Genomic DNA, 26,180 nt, shown 5'->3' on the forward strand with positions numbered 1-26,180 from the left:
AACACCTTGCCGCATCGCCTGATGCGGCATTTCCTTACGCTTCCTGACGAACACTTCCGTTCATTTCTTCTACACTCTGCTTCAATCAATCCGTAATTTGCACGCAAAGGTAACAGTTGCGCACGTTGACGCGTATAATGCGCGGCGTTCATGTAAACGGTATGCCTTATTTAAGGAGAAAAAGATGACGGCAATTGCCCCGGTAATCACCATTGATGGGCCGAGTGGCGCAGGGAAAGGGACTCTGTGCAAAGCGATGGCGGAAGCATTGCAATGGCATCTTTTAGATTCGGGAGCAATCTATCGCGTGCTGGCTCTGGCTGCGCTACATCATCACGTGGACGTGGCGTCAGAAGAAGCGCTGGTTCCGCTGGCCGCGCATCTTGATGTGCGTTTCGTGTCGACCGATGGCAACCTGGAAGTGATCCTTGAAGGGGAAGACGTGAGCGGGGAAATCCGTACTCAGGAAGTGGCGAATGCGGCCTCTCAGGTAGCGGCCTTCCCGCGCGTTCGTGAGGCGTTGTTACGTCGTCAGCGCGCGTTTCGTGAAGCCCCGGGTTTGATCGCGGACGGACGCGATATGGGAACCGTGGTATTTCCTGATGCACCTGTGAAAATTTTCCTTGACGCCTCTTCAGAAGAACGCGCTCAGCGCCGCATGCTTCAGTTGCAGGAAAAGGGGTTTAGTGTTAACTTTGATCGCCTTTTATCCGAGATAAAAGAGCGCGATGACCGCGATCGTAACCGCGCCGTCGCTCCACTTGTTCCAGCAGAAGATGCATTAGTTCTGGATTCAACCAGTTTAACTATTGAGCAAGTGATTGAAAAAGCGCTACAATATGCGCGCCAAAAACTGGCACTCGCGTAATCGCGACCGATTTAGCAGTACCCCGCTGCAATGGATTGACGGCGGGTATGTGAAACAACCCCATCCGGCACGGAGCCAGGTGGACGTTAATATTAACCTGAAGATTAAACATGACTGAATCTTTTGCTCAACTGTTTGAAGAATCCTTAAAAGAAATCGAAACCCGCCCGGGTTCCATCGTTCGCGGTGTTGTTGTTGCTATCGACAAAGACGTAGTACTGGTTGACGCCGGTCTGAAATCTGAGTCCGCCATTCCGGCAGAGCAGTTCAAAAACGCCCAGGGCGAGCTGGAAATCCAGGTTGGCGACGAAGTTGACGTTGCTCTGGACGCAGTAGAAGACGGCTTCGGTGAAACCCTGCTTTCTCGTGAGAAAGCGAAACGTCACGAAGCTTGGATCACGCTGGAAAAAGCTTACGAAGAAGCTGAAACTGTGGTCGGTGTTATCAACGGCAAAGTTAAAGGTGGCTTCACTGTTGAGCTGAATGGTATTCGTGCGTTCCTGCCAGGTTCTCTGGTAGACGTTCGTCCAGTCCGTGACACCCTGCACCTGGAAGGCAAAGAGCTTGAGTTCAAAGTAATCAAGCTGGACCAGAAGCGTAACAACGTTGTTGTTTCCCGTCGTGCCGTTATCGAATCTGAAAACAGCGCAGAACGCGATCAGCTGCTGGAAAACCTGCAGGAAGGCATGGAAGTCAAAGGTATCGTTAAGAACCTCACTGACTACGGCGCATTCGTTGACCTGGGCGGCGTTGATGGCCTGCTGCACATCACCGACATGGCGTGGAAACGCGTTAAGCACCCAAGCGAAATCGTGAACGTGGGCGACGAAATCACTGTTAAAGTGCTGAAGTTCGACCGCGAGCGTACTCGTGTTTCCCTCGGCCTGAAACAGCTGGGCGAAGATCCATGGGTAGCTATCGCTAAGCGTTACCCAGAAGGTACTAAACTGACTGGTCGCGTAACCAACCTGACTGACTACGGCTGCTTCGTTGAAATCGAAGAAGGCGTTGAAGGTCTGGTGCACGTTTCCGAAATGGACTGGACCAACAAAAACATCCACCCATCCAAAGTTGTTAACGTTGGTGATGTAGTGGAAGTAATGGTTCTGGATATCGACGAAGAACGTCGTCGTATCTCCCTGGGCCTGAAACAGTGCAAAAACAACCCATGGCAGCAGTTCGCGGAAACCCACAACAAGGGCGACCGTGTTGAAGGTAAAATCAAGTCTATCACTGACTTCGGTATCTTCATCGGCCTGGACGGCGGCATCGATGGCCTGGTTCACCTGTCTGACATCTCCTGGAACGTTGCAGGCGAAGAAGCAGTTCGTGAATACAAAAAAGGCGACGAAATCGCTGCAGTTGTTCTGCAGGTTGACGCAGAGCGTGAGCGTATCTCCCTGGGCGTCAAACAGCTCGCAGAAGATCCGTTCAACAACTGGGTTGCACTGAACAAGAAAGGCGCAATCGTAAACGGTAAAGTAACTGCAGTTGACGCTAAAGGCGCAACCGTAGAACTGGCTGACGGCGTTGAGGGTTACCTGCGCGCTTCTGAAGCTTCCCGTGACCGCGTTGAAGATGCCACTCTGGTTCTGAACGTAGGCGACGACGTTGAAGCTAAGTTCACCGGTGTTGACCGTAAGAACCGTGCAATCAGCCTGTCTGTTCGTGCTAAAGACGAAGCTGATGAGAAAGATGCAATCGCAACTGTTAACAAACAGGAAGATGCAAACTTCTCTAACAACGCAATGGCTGAAGCTTTCAAAGCAGCTAAAGGCGAGTAATATCAGGTTCTCAGCATCATTTGCGCTGTAACGCATTTACAGCGTGAAGGATGAGGAGCAAACTTGACAGATTGCAGGATTCGTCCTGTAATCAATAACAAAGGGCGGCTACGGCCGCCCTTGTTTAATGAGCTGTTCAGCTAATTGGTTTGAAAGGAACCGGAGGAATCATGACCAAGTCAGAATTGATTGAAAGACTTGCCAGTCAGCAACCGCATATCCCTGCCAAGGCAGTGGAAGATGCCGTAAAAGAGATGCTGGAGCATATGGCCTCCACTCTTGCCCAGGGCGAGCGCATTGAAATCCGCGGTTTCGGTAGTTTTTCTCTGCACTATCGTGCTCCACGTACCGGGCGTAACCCGAAAACTGGCGATAAAGTCGAGCTGGAAGGTAAGTACGTTCCACACTTTAAGCCGGGTAAAGAACTGCGCGATCGCGCCAATATTTACGGTAACTGAGTTTAGCCAGCCGGTTAAACTGGGTTCGAAAGAAAGCACCTGCGGGTGCTTTTTTTGTGTCTGTCGCTTTTATTCTGAAGATGTCCCGCATTTTCAGTTTCGTTTTCTGTAAGCCGATAAAAACAACACAGCGCGCGCTGTAAAACGCATTCTTCTCATCTGACATTTCGCACTGCTTGCATACATACTGCCGCTCTGAAACAGGGAGGTAGCAATGGGAATTCCCACGCTTAGTATCTGCGCCATTCTGGCGATAGCCCCGTTACTCTGGTTACCTGAACTGCCATCACCTTACACCGTGTGGGTCATGGTGGCTGGCGGGATAGTGCTTGCAGCATGGCAAAACCATCGAGTGAAGTATGCTGGTATTACGTTGTTATTTTGTGCGTGGGGCATTCTGGCCGAGCAGGAGAGCGTCTGGCCGATGCAGCATTTAACCACGGGGGCCGTGCAGGCTGAGGTAGAGCTCACATCGACCGACGGCGCTACTTTGCATCAGGGAAACATTCGCAGCATTGATGGCAAGCGCTGGTGGGCTTCAACCGGCGTAACGCTGTATGGCAACTATCTGCCACAGAAAGCGTGTGCCGGTCAGCGCTGGACCATGACGCTCAGGCTCAGGCCTGCCCATGGCGAACTGAACGACGGCGGTTATGATTCTCAGCGCAGCGCCTTTGCCCAACATCAAACGCTGAGTGGGCGCTTCACCCGTGCTGAACTCGTCGATGGGCGCTGCAGCCTGCGAGCGCAATACCTGATGTCACTGCAAAACCGACTTTCTGCTTACCGCTGGGGTGCGGTTATCCTCGGACTTGGGATGGGTGAACGTCTGGATGTTCCCCGGGAAATAAAAGACCTGATGCGTGAAACCGGGACGCTGCATTTGATGGCGATTTCGGGCCTGCATATCGCGCTGGCAGCCTCTCTCGTCTGGTTACTTGCACGTGGACTCCAGTTTTTATTACCCAGCCATCGGGTCCACTGGCAAATGCCTCTCCTGGCTGGGTTATGCTTTGCCGCCTTCTATGCCTGGCTTACCGGTCTGCAACCTCCTGCGCTACGAACGGTCATCGCGCTTTCTGTGCTTGCAATGTTGCGGATCGCTGCCCGCCAATGGTCTCCCTGGCAGGTATGGGGATGCTGTATCGCAGCGATCCTGATAAGCGATCCCTTAGCCGTACTTTCGCAGAGTCTTGCCCTGTCTGCATTTGCCGTCGCCGCGCTGATTTTCTGGTTTCAGTGGCTGCCTCTTCCTGACTGGCTACGGGCCCGACGTATACGGCCGCTGCTGAACCTGCTCTATCTGCAGGTCGGTATGCTGATGCTGCTGATGCCATTACAGGTTCTGATTTTCCATGGCTTCAGCTTCACATCACTGGTTGCGAATCTCTTTGCCGTTCCTCTGGTGACGTTTGTCTCCGTACCGCTGATCCTGCTCGGCATGCTGCTTCATCTGCTGCCGCTGGAAGCACTGGAAAGCGTTGTCTGGTTTGCAGCCGATAAGTCACTTGAGGGGCTATTCTGGCTCCTCATGCGCCTGCCTGATGGCTGGCAGAGTGTAGATCAACGCTGGCAGTACATGACACTACTGCCCTGGCTTATCATCATTGGCTGGCGTTTTCGTGCCTGGAAAACCCTTCCCGCCGTTTGTTTTGCAGGAAGTGTCTTACTGACATTTCCTCTCTGGAGAACGGAAAAAAGCGAGAGCTGGACTTTGCATATGCTGGATGTGGGGCAGGGGCTGGCAATAGTCATTGAACGGCAGGGGAAAGCCATTCTCTATGATACCGGGCTCGCCTGGCCGGGCGGGGACAGCGGACAGCGGTTAATAATCCCGTGGCTTCGCTGGCATCACCTGCGGCCTGAAGGCGTTATTCTCAGTCATGAGCACCTCGACCATGCGGGAGGCCTCGCATCGTTGCAAAAAGCGTGGCCTGAAGTATGGGTAAGAAGCCCATTGCACCTGGCGGGACATCACCCCTGTTTTCGTGGGCAGAGATGGAGATGGCAGGGGCTCTCCTTCACCGTACACTGGCCCCCTGAAAATTACCCGGCTCAGGGAAACAACCATTCCTGCGTGGTAAAAATCGACGACGGTGAGCAGAGTGTTCTGCTAACAGGAGATATTGAAGCGCAGGCGGAACAGGCTATGCTTAGCCATTACTGGCGTTATCTGACCTCTACCCTCATACAGGTGCCCCATCATGGCAGCATTACTTCTTCTTCCTTGCCGCTGGTACAGCGCGTGGAAGGTAAAATCGCCCTGGATTCAGCGGCCCGCTATAACGCATGGCGATTCCCGTCAGCAAAAGTTGTCCGACGCTATCGAAAAGAGGGGTATATCTGGCACGATACCCCTCATTCTGGACAAATATCGGTGACATTCTCGCAACATCACTGGCAAATCCGGCGCTTGCGAGAGCAATTTTTACCCGTTTGGTATCATCAGTGGTTTGGCGCGCCCGTCGATAACGGGTAGAATATGCGGCTATTTCAACGAATGCTGGTTTTTTGAATGCATAACGACAAAGATCTCTCCACGTGGCAAACCTTCCGCCGTCTCTGGCCGATGATTGCGCCCTTTAAAACAGGCCTGATCGTGGCGGGAGTAGCGTTAATCCTCAACGCAGCCAGCGATACTTTTATGCTATCGCTTCTCAAACCGTTACTGGACGACGGTTTTGGTAAAACGGATCGCTCAGTGCTGCTATGGATGCCTCTGGTGGTTATCGGACTGATGATCTTACGCGGTATCACCAGCTACATCTCCAGCTACTGCATTTCCTGGGTATCCGGGAAAGTGGTGATGACCATGCGCCGTCGCCTGTTCAGCCACATGATGGGCATGCCGGTCTCGTTCTTTGACAAGCAGTCTACCGGGACGCTGCTATCGCGTATTACCTACGACTCCGAGCAGGTTGCCTCCTCGTCCTCAAGCGCACTGATCACCGTTGTGCGTGAGGGTGCTTCAATCATCGGCCTGTTCGTGATGATGTTCTATTACAGCTGGCAGCTGTCGCTCATCCTTATCGTTCTGGCGCCGGTAGTTTCTATTGCCATCCGCGTCGTCTCAAAGCGCTTCCGCAATATTAGTAAGAATATGCAGAACACGATGGGGCAGGTGACCACTAGCGCGGAACAGATGCTGAAAGGGCATAAGGAAGTGTTGATATTCGGCGGTCAGGAAGTCGAAACAAAACGCTTTGATAAAGTCAGCAACAAAATGCGTCTTCAGGGGATGAAAATGGTCTCAGCCTCTTCCATCTCTGACCCGATTATTCAGCTGATTGCGTCACTGGCGCTGGCATTCGTCCTGTATGCGGCAAGCTTCCCGAGCGTCATGGAGACGCTGACGGCGGGTACCATCACCGTGGTCTTCTCCTCAATGATCGCCCTGATGCGTCCGCTGAAATCCCTGACAAACGTCAACGCCCAGTTCCAGCGTGGGATGGCGGCCTGTCAGACCCTGTTCAGCATTCTGGATTCCGAGCAGGAAAAAGATGAAGGTAAGCGCGTCATTGAGCGTGCAAACGGCGACGTTGAGTTTCGCAATGTGACCTTTACCTATCCTGGTCGTGAAACACCGGCTTTGCGCAATATCAACCTGACCATTCCGGCGGGGAAAACCGTGGCGCTGGTAGGCCGTTCCGGCTCGGGTAAATCGACCATTGCCAGTCTGATCACCCGTTTTTACGATATTAACGAAGGTGAGATTCTGTTAGACGGGCATGACCTGCGAGAGTATACCCTTCAGTCGCTGCGTAACCAGGTTGCTCTGGTTTCTCAGAACGTGCATCTGTTTAACGATACGGTCGCCAACAACATCGCTTACGCGCGCACTGATGAGTACAGCCGCGAGCAGATTGAGAACGCCGCGCGTATGGCCTACGCAATGGACTTTATCAATAAGATGGATAACGGCCTGGATACGATAATCGGTGAGAACGGGGTACTTCTTTCCGGCGGTCAGCGTCAGCGTATTGCCATTGCGCGTGCTCTACTGCGCGATAGCCCGATTCTGATTCTGGACGAAGCGACCTCTGCGCTGGATACGGAATCTGAACGTGCTATTCAGTCTGCGCTGGATGAGCTGCAAAAAAACCGTACCTCGCTGGTGATTGCACACCGTCTGTCGACTATCGAGCAGGCTGACGAAATCGTCGTGGTTGAGGACGGTATCATTGTTGAACGCGGAAGCCATGCTGACCTGCTGGAGCACCGCGGCGTTTACGCCCAGCTTCATAAGATGCAGTTTGGCGAATGATTGCACGTATCTGGTCCGGTGAGAACCCGCTGTGGCTGCTGCTTTTGCCGCTCTCCTGGCTATACGGCCTGGTGAGCGGCATTATCCGTCTGCTTTACCGTCTGGGGCTGAAGCGTGCCTGGCGCGCGCCGGTGCCGGTTGTGGTTGTCGGTAATCTTACGGCAGGCGGCAACGGTAAAACGCCGGTGGTGATTTGGCTGGTGGAGCAATTGCAAAAACGCGGTATCCGCCCAGGGGTGGTATCGCGCGGATATGGTGGCAAAGCGGCGCGTTATCCGCTGCTGCTGACGGCGGAAACCACGACAGCCGAAGCGGGTGATGAACCGGTATTGATTTTCCAGCGTACCGGCGCGCCGGTTGCGGTCTCTCCGGTGCGCAGCGACGCCGTTCAGGCGCTGCTTGTCGAACAGGCGGTACAAATCATCATCACTGACGATGGCTTGCAGCACTATGCCCTGGCGCGTGATAAAGAGATCGTGGTCATCGACGGTGTTCGCCGTTTCGGTAACGGCTGGTGGTTGCCTGCCGGCCCTATGCGTGAACGTGCTTCGCGACTGAAGTCCGTTGATGCGGTGATTGTGAACGGTGGAGAGGCAAAATCGGGTGAAATCCCGATGCACCTGCAGCCGGGTCTGGCGGTCAACCTGGCGACGGGTGAACGCCGGTCGGTTGCTGAGCTACCTTCACCGGTGGCGATGGCGGGAATTGGTCATCCCCCGCGCTTCTTCGCGACGCTGGAACAGTGTGGTGCCCGGCTTGAAAAACGCGTTCCGCTGGCCGACCACCAGGCGCTGGTGGAAGGGCAGGTTGACGCCCTGACTGTGCCCGGACAGTCGCTGATCATGACCGAAAAAGATGCGGTAAAATGCCGTGCCTTTGCGAAAGATAACTGGTGGTATCTGCCGGTTGACGCTGAACTCAGCGGCGAGCAGCCGGAACACTTGCTCCAGGAACTGATTGCGTTGGTGCAGTAAAGGCTTACGCGGTTCCGGTGGCGCTTAGACTGACAGGAAAACGCATGTCATTACCGCAACTCTCGCTTTCAGCCGCACGTCATTTACACCTTGCCGCGCAGGGGCTGCTCAAAAAGCCCCGCCGCCGCGCACAGCCTGCCGATATTCTCTCTACCGTCCAGCGCATGTCGCTGCTTCAAATCGACACCATTAACATTGTGGCCCGTAGCCCTTACCTGGTCCTTTTTAGTCGACTGGGGAATTATCCTTTGCAGTGGCTGGATGAAGCGCTAAGCAAGGGGGAGTTAATGGAGTACTGGGCGCACGAAGCCTGTTTTCTGCCCCGCAGCGATTTTGCCCTGGTTCGTCACCGCATGCTCGCGCCGGAAAATATGGGCTGGAAATACCGACAGGCGTGGATGCAGGAACATGCGGCTGAAATTGAGCAGCTCATCGCGCATATTCAGGATAACGGTCCCGTACGTTCCGCCGATTTTGAACACCCGCGCAAGGGCATCAGCGGCTGGTGGGAGTGGAAGCCGCACAAACGTCATCTCGAAGGGCTGTTCACCTCAGGTAAAGTCATGGTGATTGAGCGGCGTAATTTTCAGCGCGTCTACGACCTGACGCATCGCGTGATGCCGCACTGGGACGACGAGCGTGACCTGCTTACCCAGGAGACTGCCGAGGCCATCATGCTGGAGAACAGCGCCCGCAGCCTGGGGATTTTCCGCCCCCAATGGCTGGCAGATTATTACCGCCTTCGCCAGCCCGCGCTGAAACCGCTGCTGGACATCTGGCAACGCGAACAGTGCATCATCCCCGTCACGGTGGAAACGCTGGGCGAAATGTGGCTGCATGCGGATCTCCTCCCGCTACTGCCTCTGGCCCTGGAGGGGAAACTTCAGGCAACCCACAGTGCGGTGCTGTCGCCTTTCGACCCGGTCGTCTGGGACAGAAAACGTGCCGAGCAGCTGTTCGATTTTAGCTACCGGCTGGAATGTTATACCCCGGCTCCAAAGCGCCAGTACGGCTATTTTGTTTTACCGCTGCTGCACAAGGGGCAACTGGTCGGGCGTATGGATGCCAAAATGCACCGCAAGACCGGAACGCTTGAAATCATTGCGCTTTATCTGCAAGAAGGCGTCAGGGTGACGGCGAGCCTGGAAAAAGGGTTAACGTCCGCCATTAGCGAATTCGCGCGCTGGCAGGGTGCCCGCGACGTGACGCTGGGCCGGGTACCTGATGGATTGTTTACATCCTGTCGAAGTGGCTGGGAAACAGGCACGCCCTGAAAAGGGAATGTGTTAAGCTTTAGCTATTACCCATACGGAGGAACTATGGATCACCGTTTACTTGAAATTATTGCCTGCCCGGTATGCAACGGCAAACTCTACTATAGCCAGGACAAACAGGAGCTGATTTGCAAGCTGGACAGCCTGGCTTTCCCGCTGCGTGACGGCATTCCGGTACTGCTGGAAAATGAATCCCGCTCCCTGGTAGCAGAAGAGAGCAAACCATGAGTTTTGTTGTCATTATCCCTGCGCGTTATGCCTCAACGCGTCTGCCGGGTAAACCGCTGGTGGATATCAACGGCAAGCCGATGATTGTGCATGTTCTTGAACGCGCGCGTGAATCCGGTGCCGATCGCGTGATTGTTGCTACCGACCATCCTGACGTCGCCCGTGCGGTTGAGGCAGCAGGCGGTGAGGTATGCATGACCCGCGCCGATCACCAGTCCGGCACCGAACGTCTGGCGGAAGTGGTTGAGAAATGTGGTTTCAGTGATGATACGGTCATCGTAAACGTGCAGGGTGACGAGCCGATGATCCCAGCGGTGATTATCCGTCAGGTGGCCGAAAACCTGGCCCAGCGTCAGGTCGGAATGGCCACGCTGGCGGTACCCATTCACCACGCTGAAGAGGCATTCAATCCGAATGCGGTGAAGGTGGTCATGGATGCGGAAGGCTATGCGCTCTATTTCTCCCGAGCTACGATTCCGTGGGATCGCGATCGCTTTGCGCTTTCTAAAGAGACCATTGGTGATACTTTCCTGCGCCATATAGGGATCTACGGCTATCGCGCCGGCTTTATTCGTCGCTATGTGGCCTGGGCGCCGAGCCCGCTGGAGCATATCGAAATGCTGGAACAGCTTCGCGTGCTCTGGTATGGCGAGAAAATTCACGTTGCCGTTGCTGAGGAAGTTCCCGGCACGGGCGTAGACACCCCTGAAGATCTTGAGCGCGTTCGAGCCGAATTGCGTTAATCTTATCGGCATCTCTCCTCAGTGAGGGATGCACTCTCCGCTTTATTTTTCACTTTCTTTTTCCTGATTGATCTCTTCCGGGTGACAACTTCATTAAGGACGCTCATTATAAAAGCAGTAGTCTTAATGGGGGTAATCTCATATGGAACAGCTGCGTGCCGAACTTAGCCATCTGCTGGGTGAGAAATTAAGCCGGGTCGAATGCGTGAGTGAAAAGGCCGATACCGCGCTTTGGTCATTGTATGACAGTCAGGGCAACCCAATGCCGCTGATGGCCAGAAGTTTCACCTCGCCGGGAGTTGCCAGGCAGCTTGCATGGAAAATGTCGATGCTGGCGCGGGAGGGGACCGTCCGTATGCCGACGGTGTACGGCGTAATGACCCACGAGGAACACCCCGGCCCGGACGTGCTGCTGATTGAGCGTTTACGAGGTGTGTCCGTTGAAGCGCCTGCGCGCACGCCGGAACGTTGGGAGCAGTTAAAAGACCAGATTGTCGAGGCGCTGCTGGCCTGGCACCGTCAGGATAGCCGCGGACTTGTCGGTCCGGTCGACAGCACTCAGGAAAACCTGTGGCCGCAGTGGTACCGCCAGCGGGTGGAAGTGCTCTGGGGGACGCTTAACCAGTTCAACAATACCGGTTTAACCATGCAGGACAAACGCATTCTGTTTCGCACCCGCGAGTGCCTACCGGCATTGTTCGACGGTTTTAATGACAACTGCGTTTTGATCCACGGTAATTTCACCCTGCGCAGCATGCTCAAAGACGCCCGAAGCGATCAGCTTCTGGCGATGCTCGGGCCGGGGATCATGCTCTGGGCTCCGCGCGAATATGAACTCTTCAGGCTCAGCGACAGCGGGGCGGCGGAAGGTTTACTGTGGCATTACCTTCAACGCGCCCCTGTTGCTGAAGCATTCCTCTGGCGGCGCTGGCTCTACCTGCTCTGGGACGAAGTCGCGCAGCTGGTGAACACCGGACGTTTTAATCGCGCAAACTTCGATCTGGCAACAAAATCATTATTGCCCTGGCTCGCCTGACGATCCTTTCAGCCACTGCCAGAGGCGTCCAAGCGTCTCATAGCCGACGCGGTCGCTATGCATCAGCCACGCCGGGGAGGGGATAGCTCGCTCCCATGGGTTGAGCGGCGCGTCGATGGCCATCTGGTTTGCCGGCGCGGGAAGCGGGTGCAGGCCTTGCTTCTCAAAGAAAATCATCGCGCGCGGCAGGTGTGAGGCGGAGGTCACCAGTAAGAACGGGGCATCGCCAATCGCCTGCTTCACAGCGGCAGCCTCTTCTTCGGTATCTTTTGGGCTGTCGAGAGTGATTATTGAAGAACGCGGTACGCCGAGCGATTCCGCGACCCTGGCGCCCGCTTCAGCCGTGCTCACCGGGTTCGTTTTGGCCGCCGCGCCGGTGAAGATCATTCTTGATCCCGGATTCGCCAGCCAGAGGCGAATACCTTCGTTCAGCCGCGGCAGGCTGTTGTTGATCAGGTTTGAACTGGGGGCCCAGTCAGGATCCCAGGTATATCCGCCGCCCAGCACCACGATGTACGCCACTTTCTGCTTTCCCTGCCATGTCGGGTACTTGTTTTCGATGGGGCGTAGCAGACCATCCGCGACCGGTTGCAGGCTTAACAGCAGCAAGACTAACCAGCCGAGCGTGATAAGCGTTTTGCCACTTTTCTGAAAGCGACTGAACCACACCAGCGCCAGCCCCAGCGCGATGATGATGAGCAGCAGCGGAAGGGGAAGCATCATCCCTCCAATGTATTTCTTAAGGGTAAAAAGCATCCTTTTTGGTTCCTTTTTTGACCATATAGCAGGTGATTACCCGTGATATTACACCAGAGAGGTTCATTCTCCGCGCGGGTGTGACAAAATAGCGGTTTTGCAGTTAGCGAGTGGAACTCTCCCAATGCGGGATCGCAATTTTGATGACATCGCGGAAAAGTTTTCGCGCAACATTTATGGCACCACGAAAGGGCAGCTCCGTCAGACGATCCTCTGGCAGGATCTGGACACCATTCTGGCTACGTTCGGTGGTCAAACGTTGCGCGTGCTGGACGCCGGTGGCGGTGAAGGGCAGACGGCCATAAAAATGGCTGAACGCGGTCATCACGTCACGCTTTGCGATCTTTCTGCTGAAATGGTCGCCCGGGCGACGCGTGCTGCAGAAGAGAAAGGTGTGAGCGACAACATGCATTTTATACAATGCGCCGCTCAGGACATCGCACAGCATTTGGAAACCCAGGTTGATCTGATATTGTTTCATGCGGTGCTGGAGTGGGTTGCCGATCCGCAAAGCGTGTTACAAACCCTGTGGTCGATGTTGCGCCCGGGCGGCACGCTGTCGCTGATGTTCTACAATGCTAACGGCTTTCTGATGCACAACATGGTTGCAGGAAACTTCGACTATGTTCAGGTCGGGATGCCCAAAAAGAAAAAGCGCACGCTTTCCCCGGACTATCCGCGCGATCCACAGCAGGTTTATGGCTGGCTGGAAGCGATTGGCTGGCAGATAGTCGGGAAGACGGGCGTCAGGGTGTTTCATGATTATCTGCGTGAAAAACACAAACAGCGTGACTGTTTTGACACCTTAACAGAATTAGAAACGCGGTATTGCCGTCAGGAGCCTTTTATCAGCCTTGGCCGCTATATTCACGTCACCGCGCACAAGCCGCAGATGCAAGGATAACCTATGAGTGAATTTTCCCAGACAGTCCCCGAACTGGTTGCCTGGGCCAGGAAAAACGATTTCTCCATCTCGCTGCCGGTAGACAGACTCTCTTTCCTGCTGGCGGTTGCCACGCTGAACGGCGAACGGCTGGATGGTGAAATGAGCGAGGGTGAACTGGTGGATGCGTTCCGCCATGTCAGTGATGCGTTTGAGCAAACCAGCGAAACCATTAGCGTGCGTGCCAACAACGCAATCAACGATATGGTGCGTCAACGTCTGCTGAACCGCTTTACCAGCGAGCAGGCGGAAGGAAACGCCATCTATCGTCTGACGCCACTGGGCATCGGCATCACCGATTATTATATCCGCCAGCGTGAATTTTCCACGCTGCGTCTTTCCATGCAGCTCTCGATCGTGGCGGGTGAGCTTAAGCGCGCCGCCGACGCGGCGGATGAAAACGGTGACGAATTCCACTGGCACCGTAACGTCTACGCGCCGCTGAAATATTCGGTGGCCGAGATTTTCGATAGTATCGATCTCACCCAGCGACTGATGGACGAGCAGCAGCAGCAGGTGAAAGACGATATCGCGCAGCTGCTGAATAAAGACTGGCGAGCGGCCATCTCCAGCTGCGAACTTCTGCTGTCAGAAACCTCCGGCACGCTGCGTGAGCTCCAGGATACGCTGGAAGCCGCAGGGGATAAGCTTCAGGCGAACCTTCTGCGCATCCAGGATGCGACCCTGGCGCACGACGATCTGCACTTTATTGACCGTCTGGTGTTCGACCTGCAGAGCAAACTCGACCGTATTATCAGCTGGGGCCAGCAGTCGATCGACCTGTGGATCGGCTATGACCGACACGTGCATAAATTTATCCGTACCGCGATCGATATGGATAAAAACCGCGTCTTTGCTCAGCGTCTGCGTCAGTCGGTACAGACCTATTTCGATGCGCCGTGGGCGTTGACCTATGCCAATGCCGATCGTCTGCTGGATATGCGTGACGAAGAGATGGCGCTGCGCGATGAAGAGGTGACCGGTGAACTGCCGCCGGATCTGGAATACGAAGAATTTAACGAAATTCGCGAGCAGCTTGCGGCGATGATCGAAGAACAGCTCGCGGTCTACAAAACCAGACAAGCTCCGCTGGATCTTGGACTCGTGGTGCGCGACTATCTGGCGCAATATCCTCGTGCGCGCCACTTCGACGTTGCCCGCATTGTGGTAGACCAGGCGGTGCGCCTGGGTATCGCGCAAGCAGATTTCACCGGACTGCCGCCGAAGTGGCAGCCAATTAACGATTACGGAGCCAAGGTACAGGCGCATGTCATTGACAAATATTGAACAAGTGATGCCGGTTAAGCTGGCACAGGCGCTGGCGAATCCGTTATTTCCGGCGCTGGACAGCCAGCTGCGTGCCGGTCGTCACATTGGCTTAGACGAGCTGGATAATCACGCCTTTTTGATGGACTTTCAGGAGTACCTGGAAGAGTTTTACGCGCGCTACAACGTGGAGCTTATCCGCGCGCCGGAAGGATTTTTCTACCTGCGCCCGCGCTCCACGACGCTGATTCCGCGTTCCGTGCTCTCCGAGCTGGATATGATGGTCGGCAAAATTCTTTGCTACCTCTACCTCAGCCCGGAACGTCTGGCGAATGAAGGGATCTTCACCCAGCAGGAACTTTACGACGAGCTGTTGACGCTGGCAGATGAAAGCAAGCTGCTCAAGCTGGTGAACAACCGTTCCACGGGTTCGGATCTTGACCGTCAGAAATTACAGGAAAAGGTTCGCTCTTCCCTGAACCGTCTGCGTCGTCTGGGGATGGTCTGGTTTATGGGCCACGACAGCAGCAAATTCCGCATTACGGAATCTGTCTTCCGCTTCGGCGCCGACGTGCGTGCGGGCGATGACGCGCGTGAAGCGCAGCTTCGCATGATCCGCGACGGTGAAGCGATGCCGGTGGAAAACCATTTGCAGCTCAATGATGAGCATGAAGAGAATCTGCCGGATAGCGGGGAGGAAGAGTAATGATTGAACGCGGTAAATTTCGCTCACTGACGCTGATTAACTGGAACGGCTTCTTTGCCCGAACGTTCGATCTGGATGAGCTGGTCACGACGCTCTCCGGCGGTAACGGGGCGGGTAAATCCACCACCATGGCGGCCTTTGTCACGGCGCTGATCCCTGACCTGACGCTGCTTCACTTCCGTAACACCACCGAAGCGGGAGCAACAAGCGGCTCCCGTGATAAAGGTCTGCACGGTAAGCTGAAGGCCGGCGTCTGTTATTCGGTTCTGGACGTCATTAACTCCCGCCATCAGCGTGTAGTCGTGGGCGTGCGCCTGCAGCAGGTCGCTGGCCGTGACCGTAAAGTGGATATCAAGCCGTTTGCGATTCAGGGCTTGCCGACCTCCGTGCAGCCGACGGCGCTGCTGACGGAAACCCTGAATGAACGCCAGGCGCGCGTGCTGACGCTGCAGGAGCTGAAGGATAAACTGGAAGCCATTGAAGGCGTCCAGTTCAAGCAGTTCAACTCGATTACCGACTACCACTCGCTCATGTTCGATCTGGGCGTGGTGGCGCGTCGTCTGCGCACCGCATCAGACCGTAGCAAATACTACCGCCTGATCGAAGCGTCTCTGTACGGCGGTATCTCCAGCGCGATTACCCGCTCCCTGCGCGACTACCTGCTGCCGGAAAACAGCGGGGTGCGTAAGGCCTTCCAGGATATGGAAGCGGCGCTGCGTGAAAACCGTATGACGCTGGAAGCGATTCGCGTTACCCAGTCCGATCGTGACCTGTTTAAACACCTGATCAGCGAAGCCACCAACTACGTGGCGGCGGACTACATGCGCCACGCCAACGAGCGCCGCGTGCATCTCGATCAGGCATTAGAATACCGTCGCGAGCTGTTTACCTCCCGTAAACAGCTGGTGGCCGAGCAGTACAAGCACGTCGAAATGGCGCGCGAACTCGGTGAGCACAACGGTGCCGAGGGCGACCTGGAAGCCGACTACCAGGCCGCCAGCGATCACCTGAACCTGGTGCAAACTGCGCTCCGTCAGCAGGAAAAAATCGAGCGCTATGAAGCGGACCTCGACGAGCTGCAGATCCGTCTCGAAGAGCAAAATGAAGTGGTGGCCGAAGCCGCCGACATGCAGGAAGAGAACGAAGCCCGCGCCGAAGCCGCCGAGCTGGAAGTGGATGAGCTGAAAAGCCAGCTTGCCGATTACCAGCAGGCGCTGGACGTGCAGCAGACGCGTGCGATTCAGTACACCCAGGCATTGCAGGCATTGCAGCGCGCGAAAGAGCTGTGCCATCTGCCTGACCTGACGCCGGAAAGCGCCGACGAGTGGCTGGATACCTTCCAGGCCAAAGAGCAGGAAGCCACCGAGAAACTGCTGTCCCTCGAACAAAAAATGAGCGTCGCGCAAACGGCGCACAGCCAGTTTGAGCAGGCTTATCAGTTAGTCGTTGCGATTAACGGCCCGCTGGCGCGTAGCGAAGCCTGGGACGTTGCCCGTGAGCTGCTGCGCGACGGCGTGAACCAGCGCCATCTGGCCGAGCAGGTTCAGCCGCTGCGTATGCGTCTGAACGAGCTGGAGCAGCGTCTGCGCGAGCAGCAGGAAGCCGAGCGTCTGCTGGCGGAATTCTGCAAGCGTCAGGGAAAAAATTACGATTTCGACGAGCTTGAGGCCCTGCATCAGGAGCTGGAAGCGCGTATCGCTGCGCTTTCAGACACGGTCTCCAGCGCCAGCGAACAGCGTATGACTCTGCGTCAGGAGCTGGAGCAGCTTCAGTCCCGTTCGAAGACGCTTCTGGAGCGGGCGCCGGTCTGGCTGGCGGCTCAAAGCAGCCTGAACCAGCTCAGCGAACAGTGCGGCGAGCAGTTCGAATCCAGTCAGGAAGTGACAGAATACCTGCAGCAGCTGCTGGAGCGCGAGCGCGAAGCCATTGTTGAGCGTGATGAAGTGGGCGCGCGCAAGCGTGACGTCGACGAAGAAATTGAACGCTTAAGCCAGCCGGGCGGGTCAGAAGATCCGCGCCTGAATGCACTCGCCGAGCGTTTTGGCGGCGTGCTGCTGTCCGAGATTTATGACGATGTAGGTCTTGATGATGCCCCGTACTTCTCCGCGCTGTACGGTCCATCCCGCAACGCGATAGTGGTCCCGGATCTGTCGCTGATTTCTGAGCAGCTTGCCGGCCTGGAAGATTGTCCGGAAGATCTCTACCTGATCGAAGGGGATCCGCAGTCGTTCGATGACAGCGTATTCAGCGTCGACGAGCTGGAAAAAGCGGTGGTGGTGAAAATCGCCGACCGTCAGTGGCGCTATTCCCGCTTCCCTGAGCTGCCGCTGTTTGGCCGCGCCGCGCGCGAAAGCCGCATCGAAAGCCTGCACGCCGAGCGTGAAACGCTGTCTGAACGTTTTGCGACGCTGTCGTTTGACGTGCAGAAAACCCAGCGTCTGCACCAGTCTTTCAGCCGCTTTATCGGCAGCCATCTCGCCGTAGCGTTTGACGCGGACCCGGAAGCCGAAATCCGCAAGCTCAATACCCGTCGCGGCGAGCTGGAGCGGGCGATTGCCAGTCATGAAAGCGACAACCAGCAGAGCCGCGTCCAGTTCGAGCAGGCGAAAGAGGGCGTCGCGGCCCTTAACCGTATTCTGCCGCGCCTGAATCTGCTGGCGGATGACACGCTGGCCGATCGCGTGGACGAGATCCAGGAGCGTCTGGATGAAGCGCAGGAAGCCGCGCGCTTCGTGCAGCAGCACGGCAATCAGCTGGCGAAGCTCGAGCCGGTAGTCTCTGTCCTGCAGAGCGACCCGGAACAGTATGAGCAGTTAAAAGAAGATTATGCCTGGTCGCAGCAGGTGCAGCGCGAGGCGCGTCAGCAGGCGTTTGCCCTGACGGAGGTGGTGCAGCGTCGCGCCCACTTCGGCTACTCCGATTCGGCGGAAATGCTGAGCGGTAACAGTGACCTGAACGAAAAGCTGCGTCAGCGCCTTGAGCAGGCTGAAGCGGAACGTACTCGCGCCCGCGAAGCAATGCGCAGCCACTCCGCTCAGCTGAACCAGTACAACCAGGTGCTGGCCTCGCTGAAAAGCTCCTTCGACACCAAGAAAGAGCTGTTAAACGATCTGCAGAAAGAGCTTCAGGACATCGGCGTTCGTGCCGACAGCGGGGCAGAAGAGCGCGCGCGTATCCGTCGTGACGAACTGCATTCGCAGCTCAGCAATAACCGTGCGCGTCGTAATCAGCTGGAAAAAGCGCTGACCTTCTGCGAAGCCGAAATGGATAACCTGACCCGTCGCCTGCGCAAGCTGGAACGCGATTATCATGAAATGCGTGAGCAGGTCGTGACCGCCAAGGCGGGCTGGTGCGCGGTGATGCGCATGGTGAAAGACAATAACGTCGAGCGTCGTCTGCACCGTCGCGAGCTGGCATATCTCTCCGCCGATGAGCTGCGTTCTATGTCGGATAAGGCGTTGGGTGCGCTGCGTCTGGCGGTGGCGGATAACGAACACCTGCGCGATGTCCTGCGTATGTCTGAGGATCCGAAACGTCCTGAACGTAAAATCCAGTTCTTCGTGGCGGTTTACCAGCATCTGCGCGAGCGTATTCGCCAGGACATCATCCGTACTGACGATCCGGTCGAAGCCATCGAACAGATGGAAATCGAGCTGGGCCGTCTGACGGAAGAGCTGACCTCCCGCGAGCAGAAGCTGGCAATCAGCTCCCGCAGCGTGGCGAACATTATTCGTAAAACCATTCAGCGCGAGCAGAACCGTATCCGCCAGCTCAACCAGGGGCTGCAGAGCGTGTCGTTTGGTCAGGTGAACAGCGTGCGCCTCAATGTTAACGTGCGTGAAGCGCATGCCACCCTGCTGGAAGTGCTTTCTGAGCAGCACGAGCAGCATCAGGATCTGTTTAACAGTAACCGTCTGACCTTCTCCGAAGCGCTGGCGAAGCTATATCAGCGCCTGAACCCGCAGATTGATATGGGACAGCGTACGCCGCAAACCATCGGTGAAGAGCTGCTGGACTACCGAAACTATCTGGAAATGGAAGTTGAGGTAAACCGTGGCTCAGACGGCTGGCTGCGTGCGGAATCCGGAGCGCTCTCTACCGGTGAAGCGATCGGTACCGGTATGTCAATTCTGGTGATGGTGGTACAGAGCTGGGAAGACGAAGCGCGCCGCCTGCGCGGCAAAGACATCTCCCCATGCCGACTGCTGTTCCTTGATGAGGCTGCGCGTCTTGATGCGCGCTCCATTGCTACGCTTTTTGAGCTTTGCGAACGTCTCGATATGCAGCTCATCATTGCGGCACCTGAGAACATCAGTCCCGAAAAAGGGACAACCTACAAGCTGGTGCGTAAAGTGTTCCAGAACAGCGAACACGTGCACGTTGTTGGGCTGCGTGGCTTTGCGCCGCAGCCGCCAGAATCATTGCCTGAAACCACGGCGGACGCTTCCTGAAGCGTCTTCTGACCCGAAGCGGCGCCCTGGCGCCGCTTTTTTTTAAACTTAACTTGTGCTTAGGGCTGCGTTATCTTTAAACTTCTTTACATAAGGTAAGGCAACAGCTTAGCCGTCTACCTATAATGAAAGAAAGCCCCAACGTGATGGGCATGTCGTGAAAACAGGGGGCAAGGGATGTTGCTTAAGAAAGAATGTGGTCGTCAGCTGTCGGCGCTGAGTTTATGCCTGGCAGTGATGTTTGCTCCGCTGTTAACCGCCCAGGCCGACGAGCCTGAAATTGTGCCGACTGACAGCTCGGCAACGACAGGCGCGCAGCCAACGTCGTTGTCCCAACCGCTGGACCAGTCTCCGGCAACAGCTATCATGGCCGGTATTAAGCCGCTGCCGGAAGGTATCGACGCCGAATCGCTCAGCCAGCAGCTGCAGTCGGGGCTGCCGTCCGGGTACGCGCCTGTCTATCTCAATCAGCTCACGCTCCTTTATGCTGCCCGCGATATGAAACCGATGTGGGAAAACCGCGATGCCGTGCGCGCCTTCCAGCAACAGCTCGCGGAGGTCGCGATTGCAGGGTTTCAGCCGCAGTTTACAAAATGGGTTGAGCTGTTAACCGATCCTGCCGTCATCGGGCAGGCGCGGGACGTGGTGCTTTCCGATGCCATGATGGGCTACCTGCAGTTCGTGGCGGGTATTCCGGTCAACGGCAACCGTTGGCTTTACAGCGATAAGCCGTACAAGCTGGCGACGCCGGCACTGTCGGTGATTAACCAATGGCAGTTAGCGCTGGATAACGGCGAACTGCCGCGCTTTATCGCCAGCCTCGCACCGGCGCACCCACAATATGCCACTCTGCACCAGTCGCTCCTCGCGCTGGTGGGTGACTCGCGCCCATGGCCTCAGATGCGCGGCACCGCGACGCTGCGTCCGGGGCAGTGGAGCAGCGATGTGCCTGCCCTGCGCGAGATCCTGACTCGCTCCGGTCTTCTTGATGGCGGGCCACATATTGCGTTGCCAGGCGACGATCCGCAAAACGCGGCGGTCAGCCCGTCAGCTCCCGTGAAAGAGAAAAAAACGATTGCCGTCAGCAATAAACCCGCAGCATACGATCGCGAGCTGGTTGCGGCAGTGAAGCAATTCCAGACCGCACAGGGGCTGGGGGCCGATGGCGTCATTGGCCAGACGACGCGAGACTGGCTGAACGTATCGCCTGCGCAGCGGGCAGGGGTGCTGGCGCTCAATATCCAGCGTTTGCGCCTGCTGCCTGGAACACTCTCTACCGGAATTATGGTTAACATTCCGGCTTATTCCCTGGTCTATTATCAGGACGGTAGCGAAAAACTGGCGTCGCGCGTGATTGTCGGACGTCCGGATCGTAAAACACCGATGATGAGCAGCGCGCTGAATAACGTGGTGGTTAACCCACCGTGGAACGTGCCGCCGACGCTGGCGAGAAAAGACATTCTGCCGAAGGTCTGGAACGATCCGGGGTATCTGGAACGTCATGGCTATACGGTGATGCGCGGATGGAACAGTAAAGAGGCCATCGATCCTTATATGGTCGACTGGTCGACAATTACGGCTTCTAATCTGCCGTTCCGTTTCCAGCAGGCACCCGGGGCGCATAACTCTTTAGGGCGTTACAAGTTCAATATGCCGAGTTCAGACGCTATCTATCTGCACGATACGCCGAACCACAACCTGTTCCAGAAAGATACTCGCGCGCTGAGTTCTGGCTGCGTACGCGTGAACAAAGCCTCGGAGCTGGCCAATATGCTATTGCAAGATGCGGGCTGGAACGATACGCGCATTTCCGATGCCCTGAAGCAGGGGGATACGCGTTACGTTAATATTCGACACAACATTCCGGTCAATCTCTACTATCTGACGGCGTTTGTTGGCGAAGACGGGCGTACTCAGTACCGTACAGATATTTACAATTATGATCTCACCGCGCGATCCGGCGCACAAATTTTGCCAAAAGCGGAACAATTAATCAGGTAAATGAAGCAGTTCGGGAAAAATGATTGTCGTAAGTTAGGGTGAATAAGGGGCAATATCGCTGTAAGCCGCGTATTCACTGGGGTTGGGCGCCTTGACGTACCCGGTTTTGCCAGTTAAGGTGCCCTTCGTGCGCTAAGCATATTACGATTTCTTTTACCTGTAGACCTGATTATCATGGACAAATTTGACGCTAATCGCCGCAAACTGCTGGCGTTAGGTGGTGTTGCGCTTGGCGCAGCGGCCATCTTGCCGACGCCAGCATTTGCCACCCTCTCGACACCTCGTCCGCGAGTTTTAACGCTCAACAACCTGCATACCGGTGAGTCGCTAAAAGCGGAGTTTTTCGATGGCAGAGGCTATATTCAGGATGAATTAGCAAGACTTAACCATTTTTTCCGTGATTTCCGCGCGAATAAAATAAAAGCCATCGATCCAGGACTGTTTGATCAGCTTTTCCGCCTTCAGGGCCTGCTGGGCACCAGCAAGCCGGTTCAGCTCATTTCTGGCTATCGCTCGATTGATACCAATAATGAACTGCGCGCCCACAGTCGCGGGGTAGCGAAAAAAAGCTATCACACGAAGGGACAGGCAATGGACTTCCATATTGAAGGCGTTTCGTTAGCCAATATTCGCAAAGCTGCGTTATCTATGCGCGCAGGTGGTGTAGGATATTACCCCAGCAGCAACTTTGTGCATATTGATACCGGTCCGGTTCGGCACTGGTAATAACGAAACACAGGAGCAGTATGAACTATCGTATTATTCCGGTTACCGCGTTCTCCCAGAATTGTTCTCTCATCTGGTGCGAACAGACTAAACTGGCCGCGCTTGTCGATCCCGGCGGTGACGCTGAGAAGATCAAGCAGGAAGTCGCCGACAGCGGCGTGACGCTCATGCAGATTTTACTGACGCATGGTCACCTCGACCATGTGGGTGCAGCGGCTGAACTGGCTGAACACTACGGCGTGCCGATAGTTGGTCCGGAAAAAGAAGATGAGTTCTGGCTGCAGGGGTTACCCGCCCAAAGCCGCATGTTTGGCCTGGATGAGTGTCAGCCTTTGACGCCCGATCGCTGGCTGAACGAAGGAGAGCGCGTTAGCATAGGGAATGTGACTTTACAGGTGTTGCATTGTCCTGGGCATACGCCAGGCCATATCGTCTTCTTTGATGACCAGTCCCGTCTGCTGATTTCCGGCGATGTGATTTTCAAAGGTGGCGTAGGACGCAGCGATTTTCCGCGCGGCGATCACGGTCAACTGATTCAGTCGATTAAACAGAAGTTATTGCCGCTGGGTGATGATGTAACGTTTATCCCTGGACACGGTCCGATGTCGACGCTGGGCTATGAACGGCTCCATAACCCGTTCCTTCAGGATGAAATGCCTGTCTGGTAACCCGAATAAAAAAAGCCTGCATAACGCAGGCTTTTTTATGGGCGCAAATTACAGTACGGCGACAATCGCTTCGCACAGTGGCGCCATGTTGTCAGGCGTCATGCCTGCAACGTTCACGCGGCCAGAGGCCACGGCGTACACGCCAAACTCTTCACGCAGACGCAGAACCTGCTCTTTGGTCAGACCGCTGAACGAGAACATACCGTTCTGTTTGATGATAAAGCTGAAGTCGCGATCCGCGCCTTTCTCAGCCAGGGTGTTCACAAACAGCAGGCGCATGCGCTGAATACGCTGACGCATATCGTTCAGCTCTTGTTCCCAGATAGCGCGCAGCGCATCGTTGCTCAGGATAGTCGCAACAACAGACGCACCGTGTGCCGGTGGGTTAGAGTAGTTAGCGCGGATAACCGATTTCATCTGGCTGAACGCACGATCGACGGTCTCTTCGTTAGCGGCAACCAGCGTACAGGCACCCACGCGCTCATTGTACAGACCGAAGTTCTTGGAATATGAGCTTGCGACAATCAGCTCCTGGTGCACGGCTGCGAACGCGCGCAGGCCTTCGGCATCTTCTTCCAGGCCACGGGCGAAGCCCTGGTAGGCAAAGTCAAACAGCGGCAGCCAGCCTTTCTCTACGGACAGCTTCGCCAGGTGTTGCCACTGCTCAAGCGTCGGGTCGATGCCGGTTGGGTTATGGCAGCAGCCGTGGAACAGCACCACGTCACCTGCCTGCGCCTCGCTCAGGCTCGCCAGCAGGCCGTCAAAGTCGAGAGAGTGGTTTGCCGCGTCGTAGTAGGCGTATTCACGCACTTCCAGACCCGCAGAGTTAAACACGCTCTTGTGGTTAGGCCAGCTTGGGTTGCTTACCCAAACGCGCTTAACAGAGGTGTTTTTCGCAAGGAAATCCGCCGCCACGCGCAGCGCACCGGTACCGCCTGGGGTCTGTGCTGTGCGGGCACGTTTGTCACTCACAATTGCACTGCCTTTACCGAACAGCAGCTCCTGGGTGCAGCGACCAAATTCAGGGATACCATCAATACCGAGGTAGTTTTTGGTGGTTTCGTTTTCCAGCAGATACTGCTCAGCTTTCTTAACGCTGGTCAGTACCGGAGTTTTGCCGGTTTCATCTTTATATACACCAATACCCAGGTTGATTTTGCCAGGGCGGTCGTCGGCACGAAACAGATCGGCCAGGCCCAGAATCGGGTCGGCAGGAGCGGCGGTAATGTTCTCAAACATGACGAAGTTCCATTGTGATTACAGAAGTGAAATCCGCTATCAGGTTAACGGTAGATTTACAAAATGCCAACCGTTTGCGACGAAAAGCGTGCGGCTTTTCAAAAGTCGCCATTATTTTCTGTCAGGCATAAAAAAACAGGGCCGAAGCCCTGTTCATTAAGCATATAACAAAGTGGTGTTCTGATTAGAACTGGTAGGTTACGCCAACGGTAGCCTGGTTGTCAGAGCCAACCCAGCTGGTGGACGCATCTTTGTCGTCCAGCAGGTTGAAGCGGTAGTCACCGTACACGTTGAAGTTCTTGTTGAAGTAGTAAGTCGCACCAGTGGTGATGTATTTCGCCAGGTCACGGTCGCCGATGCCGTTCAGGTCTTTACCTTTGGACTGAACGTAAGAAACGGAAGGACGCAGGCCGAAGTCGAACTGGTACTGAGCGATAACTTCGAAGTTCTGAGTCTTGTTAGCAATGTTATAAACATTACCATCATCATTCGGAACATAGTTTTCGCCGCTGTTACCCAGGCGGCTCATGTTGCGAGTCTCTGCATAAACGGTCGCGAGGTAGATGTTGTTTGCGTCGTATTTCGCGCCAACAGCCCAGGATTCAGCTTTATCCCTTTACCATCTTTTTTCTGCTCAAGCGTACGGTTAGCGGTGCTGTAGGCACCGATCAGACCGAAGCCTTCACCGAACTCGTAACCCAGTGACAGACCAACGCCGTCGCCGTTTGCTTCATTCAGGTTTTTACGATCGTTTTTACCCTGGTATTGAACGCCAAAGTTCAGACCATCAACCAGACCGAAGAAGTTGTTGTTACGGTAGGTCAGCAGGCCAGTAGAACGGCTGGTCATGTAGTTATCAACATAACCGCCACCCCAGGTTTCGCCAGAGAAGGATGGAGCCATATCGGTGTAGGATTCTACGTCATACACGATACCGTAGTTACGACCGTAGTCCAGAGAACCCGCGTCAGCGATTTTCAGGCCAGCGAAAGCCAGACGGGTTACGTTAGTCTGGTCACCTTCAGCTGCACCGGCGCGTGCACGATATTCCCACTGGCCGTAACCGGTCAGCTGATCATTGATCTGAGTTTCGCCTTTGAAGCCGATCTGACCATAAGAGGAGTCAGCGTTTTTGTGTACGCCAGAAGTGGTGAAGCCGTGTTCACCCACAACTTTACCGTAGAAGTCCAGCTTGTTGCCGTTCTTGTTATAGATTTCTGCAGCGTTAGCTGCACCGGCTACCAGCAGGGCAGGGATTACCACTGCCAGAATATTGCGCTTCATCATTATTTATTACCCTCATTGGTTTTTTTATGACACTCGCCACTGCCGTCAATAAATTCTGTCAATAAATATTTCCGGAACTATTGATGAGAGTTAGGTGTCTTTATGTATCTGACAGGCATCTTTCCATTCGCCGAAGCGTTTCGCTAGCCTGAAAGTGCTACAATTCTCAAGATTGAGTAACAGAAAGAAAATATGTGTAACTAAATATGTATTTTTGGGAACTTTGTGAACCACCTCAAACTTCAGAGTGCCCTGGCGAATTAAACAACAGAGCATATCCTATATATATGAATTCCTTATGATTAATTTGGATAAAGGCAATTCATATAAACAGACGCTAAACGACCCGTTTTTTCTTATGACTCCTGAAAGCCTTCTGGATGGCTGTAAAAATGGTTGAAATTTGTGCTATTGCCCGATGGTGAAATAATCGCAATAAGAATAGGGTTTATTTTTTGTGGCTGGATGTTTCGCGGAAACAAAACGTAACAGGTAGTGGTTGTGACGG

19 protein-coding genes and 1 pseudogene are annotated in these 26,180 nt (G+C 55.0%); 17 read left to right on the top strand and 3 right to left on the bottom strand.

Annotation, left to right across the window (positions count from 1 at the left end):
- Positions 1 to 184 precede the first annotated feature (184 nt).
- The 10 genes from cmk to KGP22_RS07385 all read left to right on the top strand — a co-directional run bounded on the left by cmk (position 185) and on the right by KGP22_RS07385 (position 11,629).
- Positions 185 to 868, top strand: a complete 684-nt coding sequence (cmk, locus tag KGP22_RS07340) for a (d)CMP kinase (protein WP_024907794.1) — start codon at positions 185 to 187, stop codon at positions 866 to 868.
- 110 nt (positions 869 to 978) lie between these two features.
- Entirely contained in the window at positions 979 to 2,652 is a 1,674-nt protein-coding gene (gene rpsA / locus KGP22_RS07345) for a 30S ribosomal protein S1 (protein ID WP_008499966.1), read from the top strand.
- Between the two features lie 170 nt (positions 2,653 to 2,822).
- Complete coding sequence (ihfB, locus tag KGP22_RS07350) at positions 2,823 to 3,110, top strand: integration host factor subunit beta (protein ID WP_008499965.1); 288 nt, start codon at positions 2,823 to 2,825, stop codon at positions 3,108 to 3,110.
- 214 nt (positions 3,111 to 3,324) lie between these two features.
- Positions 3,325 to 5,589, top strand: a complete 2,265-nt coding sequence (locus KGP22_RS07355) for a ComEC family protein (protein WP_223581771.1) — start codon at positions 3,325 to 3,327, stop codon at positions 5,587 to 5,589.
- A 36-nt stretch (positions 5,590 to 5,625) separates the two neighbouring features.
- On the top strand, positions 5,626 to 7,374 hold the full coding sequence (msbA, locus tag KGP22_RS07360; protein ID WP_223581772.1) for a lipid A ABC transporter ATP-binding protein/permease MsbA: 1,749 nt from the start codon (positions 5,626 to 5,628) through the stop codon (positions 7,372 to 7,374).
- Positions 7,371 to 8,348 carry a tetraacyldisaccharide 4'-kinase gene (lpxK, locus tag KGP22_RS07365; protein ID WP_223581773.1) on the top strand — a complete coding sequence of 326 codons (978 nt, stop codon included), beginning with the start codon at positions 7,371 to 7,373 and terminating at the stop codon, positions 8,346 to 8,348. Before msbA ends, lpxK begins: the two co-directional genes overlap by 4 nt.
- A gap of 44 nt (positions 8,349 to 8,392) precedes the next feature.
- The gene (locus KGP22_RS07370; RefSeq protein WP_223581774.1) at positions 8,393 to 9,622 is read left to right on the top strand and encodes a winged helix-turn-helix domain-containing protein; all 1,230 of its coding nucleotides are present in this window, start codon (positions 8,393 to 8,395) and stop codon (positions 9,620 to 9,622) included.
- 45 nt (positions 9,623 to 9,667) lie between these two features.
- A complete protein-coding gene (gene ycaR, locus KGP22_RS07375) occupies positions 9,668 to 9,850 on the top strand; it encodes a protein YcaR (protein WP_014069589.1) in 183 nt (60 codons plus the stop codon).
- On the top strand, positions 9,847 to 10,593 hold the full coding sequence (gene kdsB, locus KGP22_RS07380; RefSeq protein WP_008499959.1) for a 3-deoxy-manno-octulosonate cytidylyltransferase: 747 nt from the start codon (positions 9,847 to 9,849) through the stop codon (positions 10,591 to 10,593). Before ycaR ends, kdsB begins: the two co-directional genes overlap by 4 nt.
- 142 nt (positions 10,594 to 10,735) lie before the next feature.
- Entirely contained in the window at positions 10,736 to 11,629 is an 894-nt protein-coding gene (locus tag KGP22_RS07385) for a YcbJ family phosphotransferase (RefSeq protein ID WP_111964561.1), read from the top strand.
- Here KGP22_RS07385 and elyC read toward each other — a convergent pair.
- A complete protein-coding gene (elyC, locus tag KGP22_RS07390; RefSeq protein WP_223581775.1) occupies positions 11,609 to 12,385 on the bottom strand; it encodes an envelope biogenesis factor ElyC in 777 nt (258 codons plus the stop codon). The two genes, KGP22_RS07385 and elyC, sit on opposite strands and share 21 nt — an antisense overlap.
- A gap of 124 nt (positions 12,386 to 12,509) precedes the next feature.
- Here elyC and cmoM point away from each other — a divergent pair, with 124 nt between their 5' ends.
- From cmoM to KGP22_RS07425, 7 genes are all read left to right on the top strand, one after another.
- Positions 12,510 to 13,289, top strand: a complete 780-nt coding sequence (gene cmoM / locus KGP22_RS07395) for a tRNA uridine 5-oxyacetic acid(34) methyltransferase CmoM (protein ID WP_023311004.1) — start codon at positions 12,510 to 12,512, stop codon at positions 13,287 to 13,289.
- 3 nt (positions 13,290 to 13,292) lie between these two features.
- Complete coding sequence (gene mukF, locus KGP22_RS07400; protein WP_041910621.1) at positions 13,293 to 14,615, top strand: chromosome partition protein MukF; 1,323 nt, start codon at positions 13,293 to 13,295, stop codon at positions 14,613 to 14,615.
- Complete coding sequence (gene mukE, locus KGP22_RS07405; RefSeq protein WP_008499954.1) at positions 14,596 to 15,300, top strand: chromosome partition protein MukE; 705 nt, start codon at positions 14,596 to 14,598, stop codon at positions 15,298 to 15,300. The genes mukF and mukE overlap by 20 nt, the downstream gene beginning before the upstream one ends.
- The gene (mukB, locus tag KGP22_RS07410; protein WP_223581777.1) at positions 15,300 to 19,751 is read left to right on the top strand and encodes a chromosome partition protein MukB; all 4,452 of its coding nucleotides are present in this window, start codon (positions 15,300 to 15,302) and stop codon (positions 19,749 to 19,751) included. Before mukE ends, mukB begins: the two co-directional genes overlap by 1 nt.
- Before the next feature lie 177 nt (positions 19,752 to 19,928).
- Positions 19,929 to 21,752 (top strand): L,D-transpeptidase, encoded by a 1,824-nt coding sequence (gene ldtD / locus KGP22_RS07415; protein WP_223581778.1) that lies wholly within the window; start codon positions 19,929 to 19,931, stop codon positions 21,750 to 21,752.
- A 174-nt stretch (positions 21,753 to 21,926) separates the two neighbouring features.
- Entirely contained in the window at positions 21,927 to 22,478 is a 552-nt protein-coding gene (locus tag KGP22_RS07420; RefSeq protein ID WP_032639289.1) for a YcbK family protein, read from the top strand.
- 20 nt (positions 22,479 to 22,498) lie between these two features.
- Positions 22,499 to 23,146, top strand: a complete 648-nt coding sequence (locus tag KGP22_RS07425; protein ID WP_008499950.1) for an MBL fold metallo-hydrolase — start codon at positions 22,499 to 22,501, stop codon at positions 23,144 to 23,146.
- Between the two features lie 48 nt (positions 23,147 to 23,194).
- Here KGP22_RS07425 and aspC read toward each other — a convergent pair whose 3' ends face one another.
- Positions 23,195 to 24,385 carry an aspartate transaminase gene (gene aspC, locus KGP22_RS07430; RefSeq protein ID WP_033145106.1) on the bottom strand — a complete coding sequence of 397 codons (1,191 nt, stop codon included), beginning with the start codon at positions 24,383 to 24,385 and terminating at the stop codon, positions 23,195 to 23,197.
- A gap of 184 nt (positions 24,386 to 24,569) precedes the next feature.
- Positions 24,570 to 25,672 (bottom strand): annotated as a pseudogene (locus KGP22_RS07435) (porin).
- Between the last annotated feature and the right edge of the window lie 508 nt (positions 25,673 to 26,180).

It is taken from the genome of Enterobacter sp. JBIWA005 (genome assembly GCF_019968805.1).
GTDB lineage: Bacteria > Pseudomonadota > Gammaproteobacteria > Enterobacterales > Enterobacteriaceae > Enterobacter > Enterobacter vonholyi.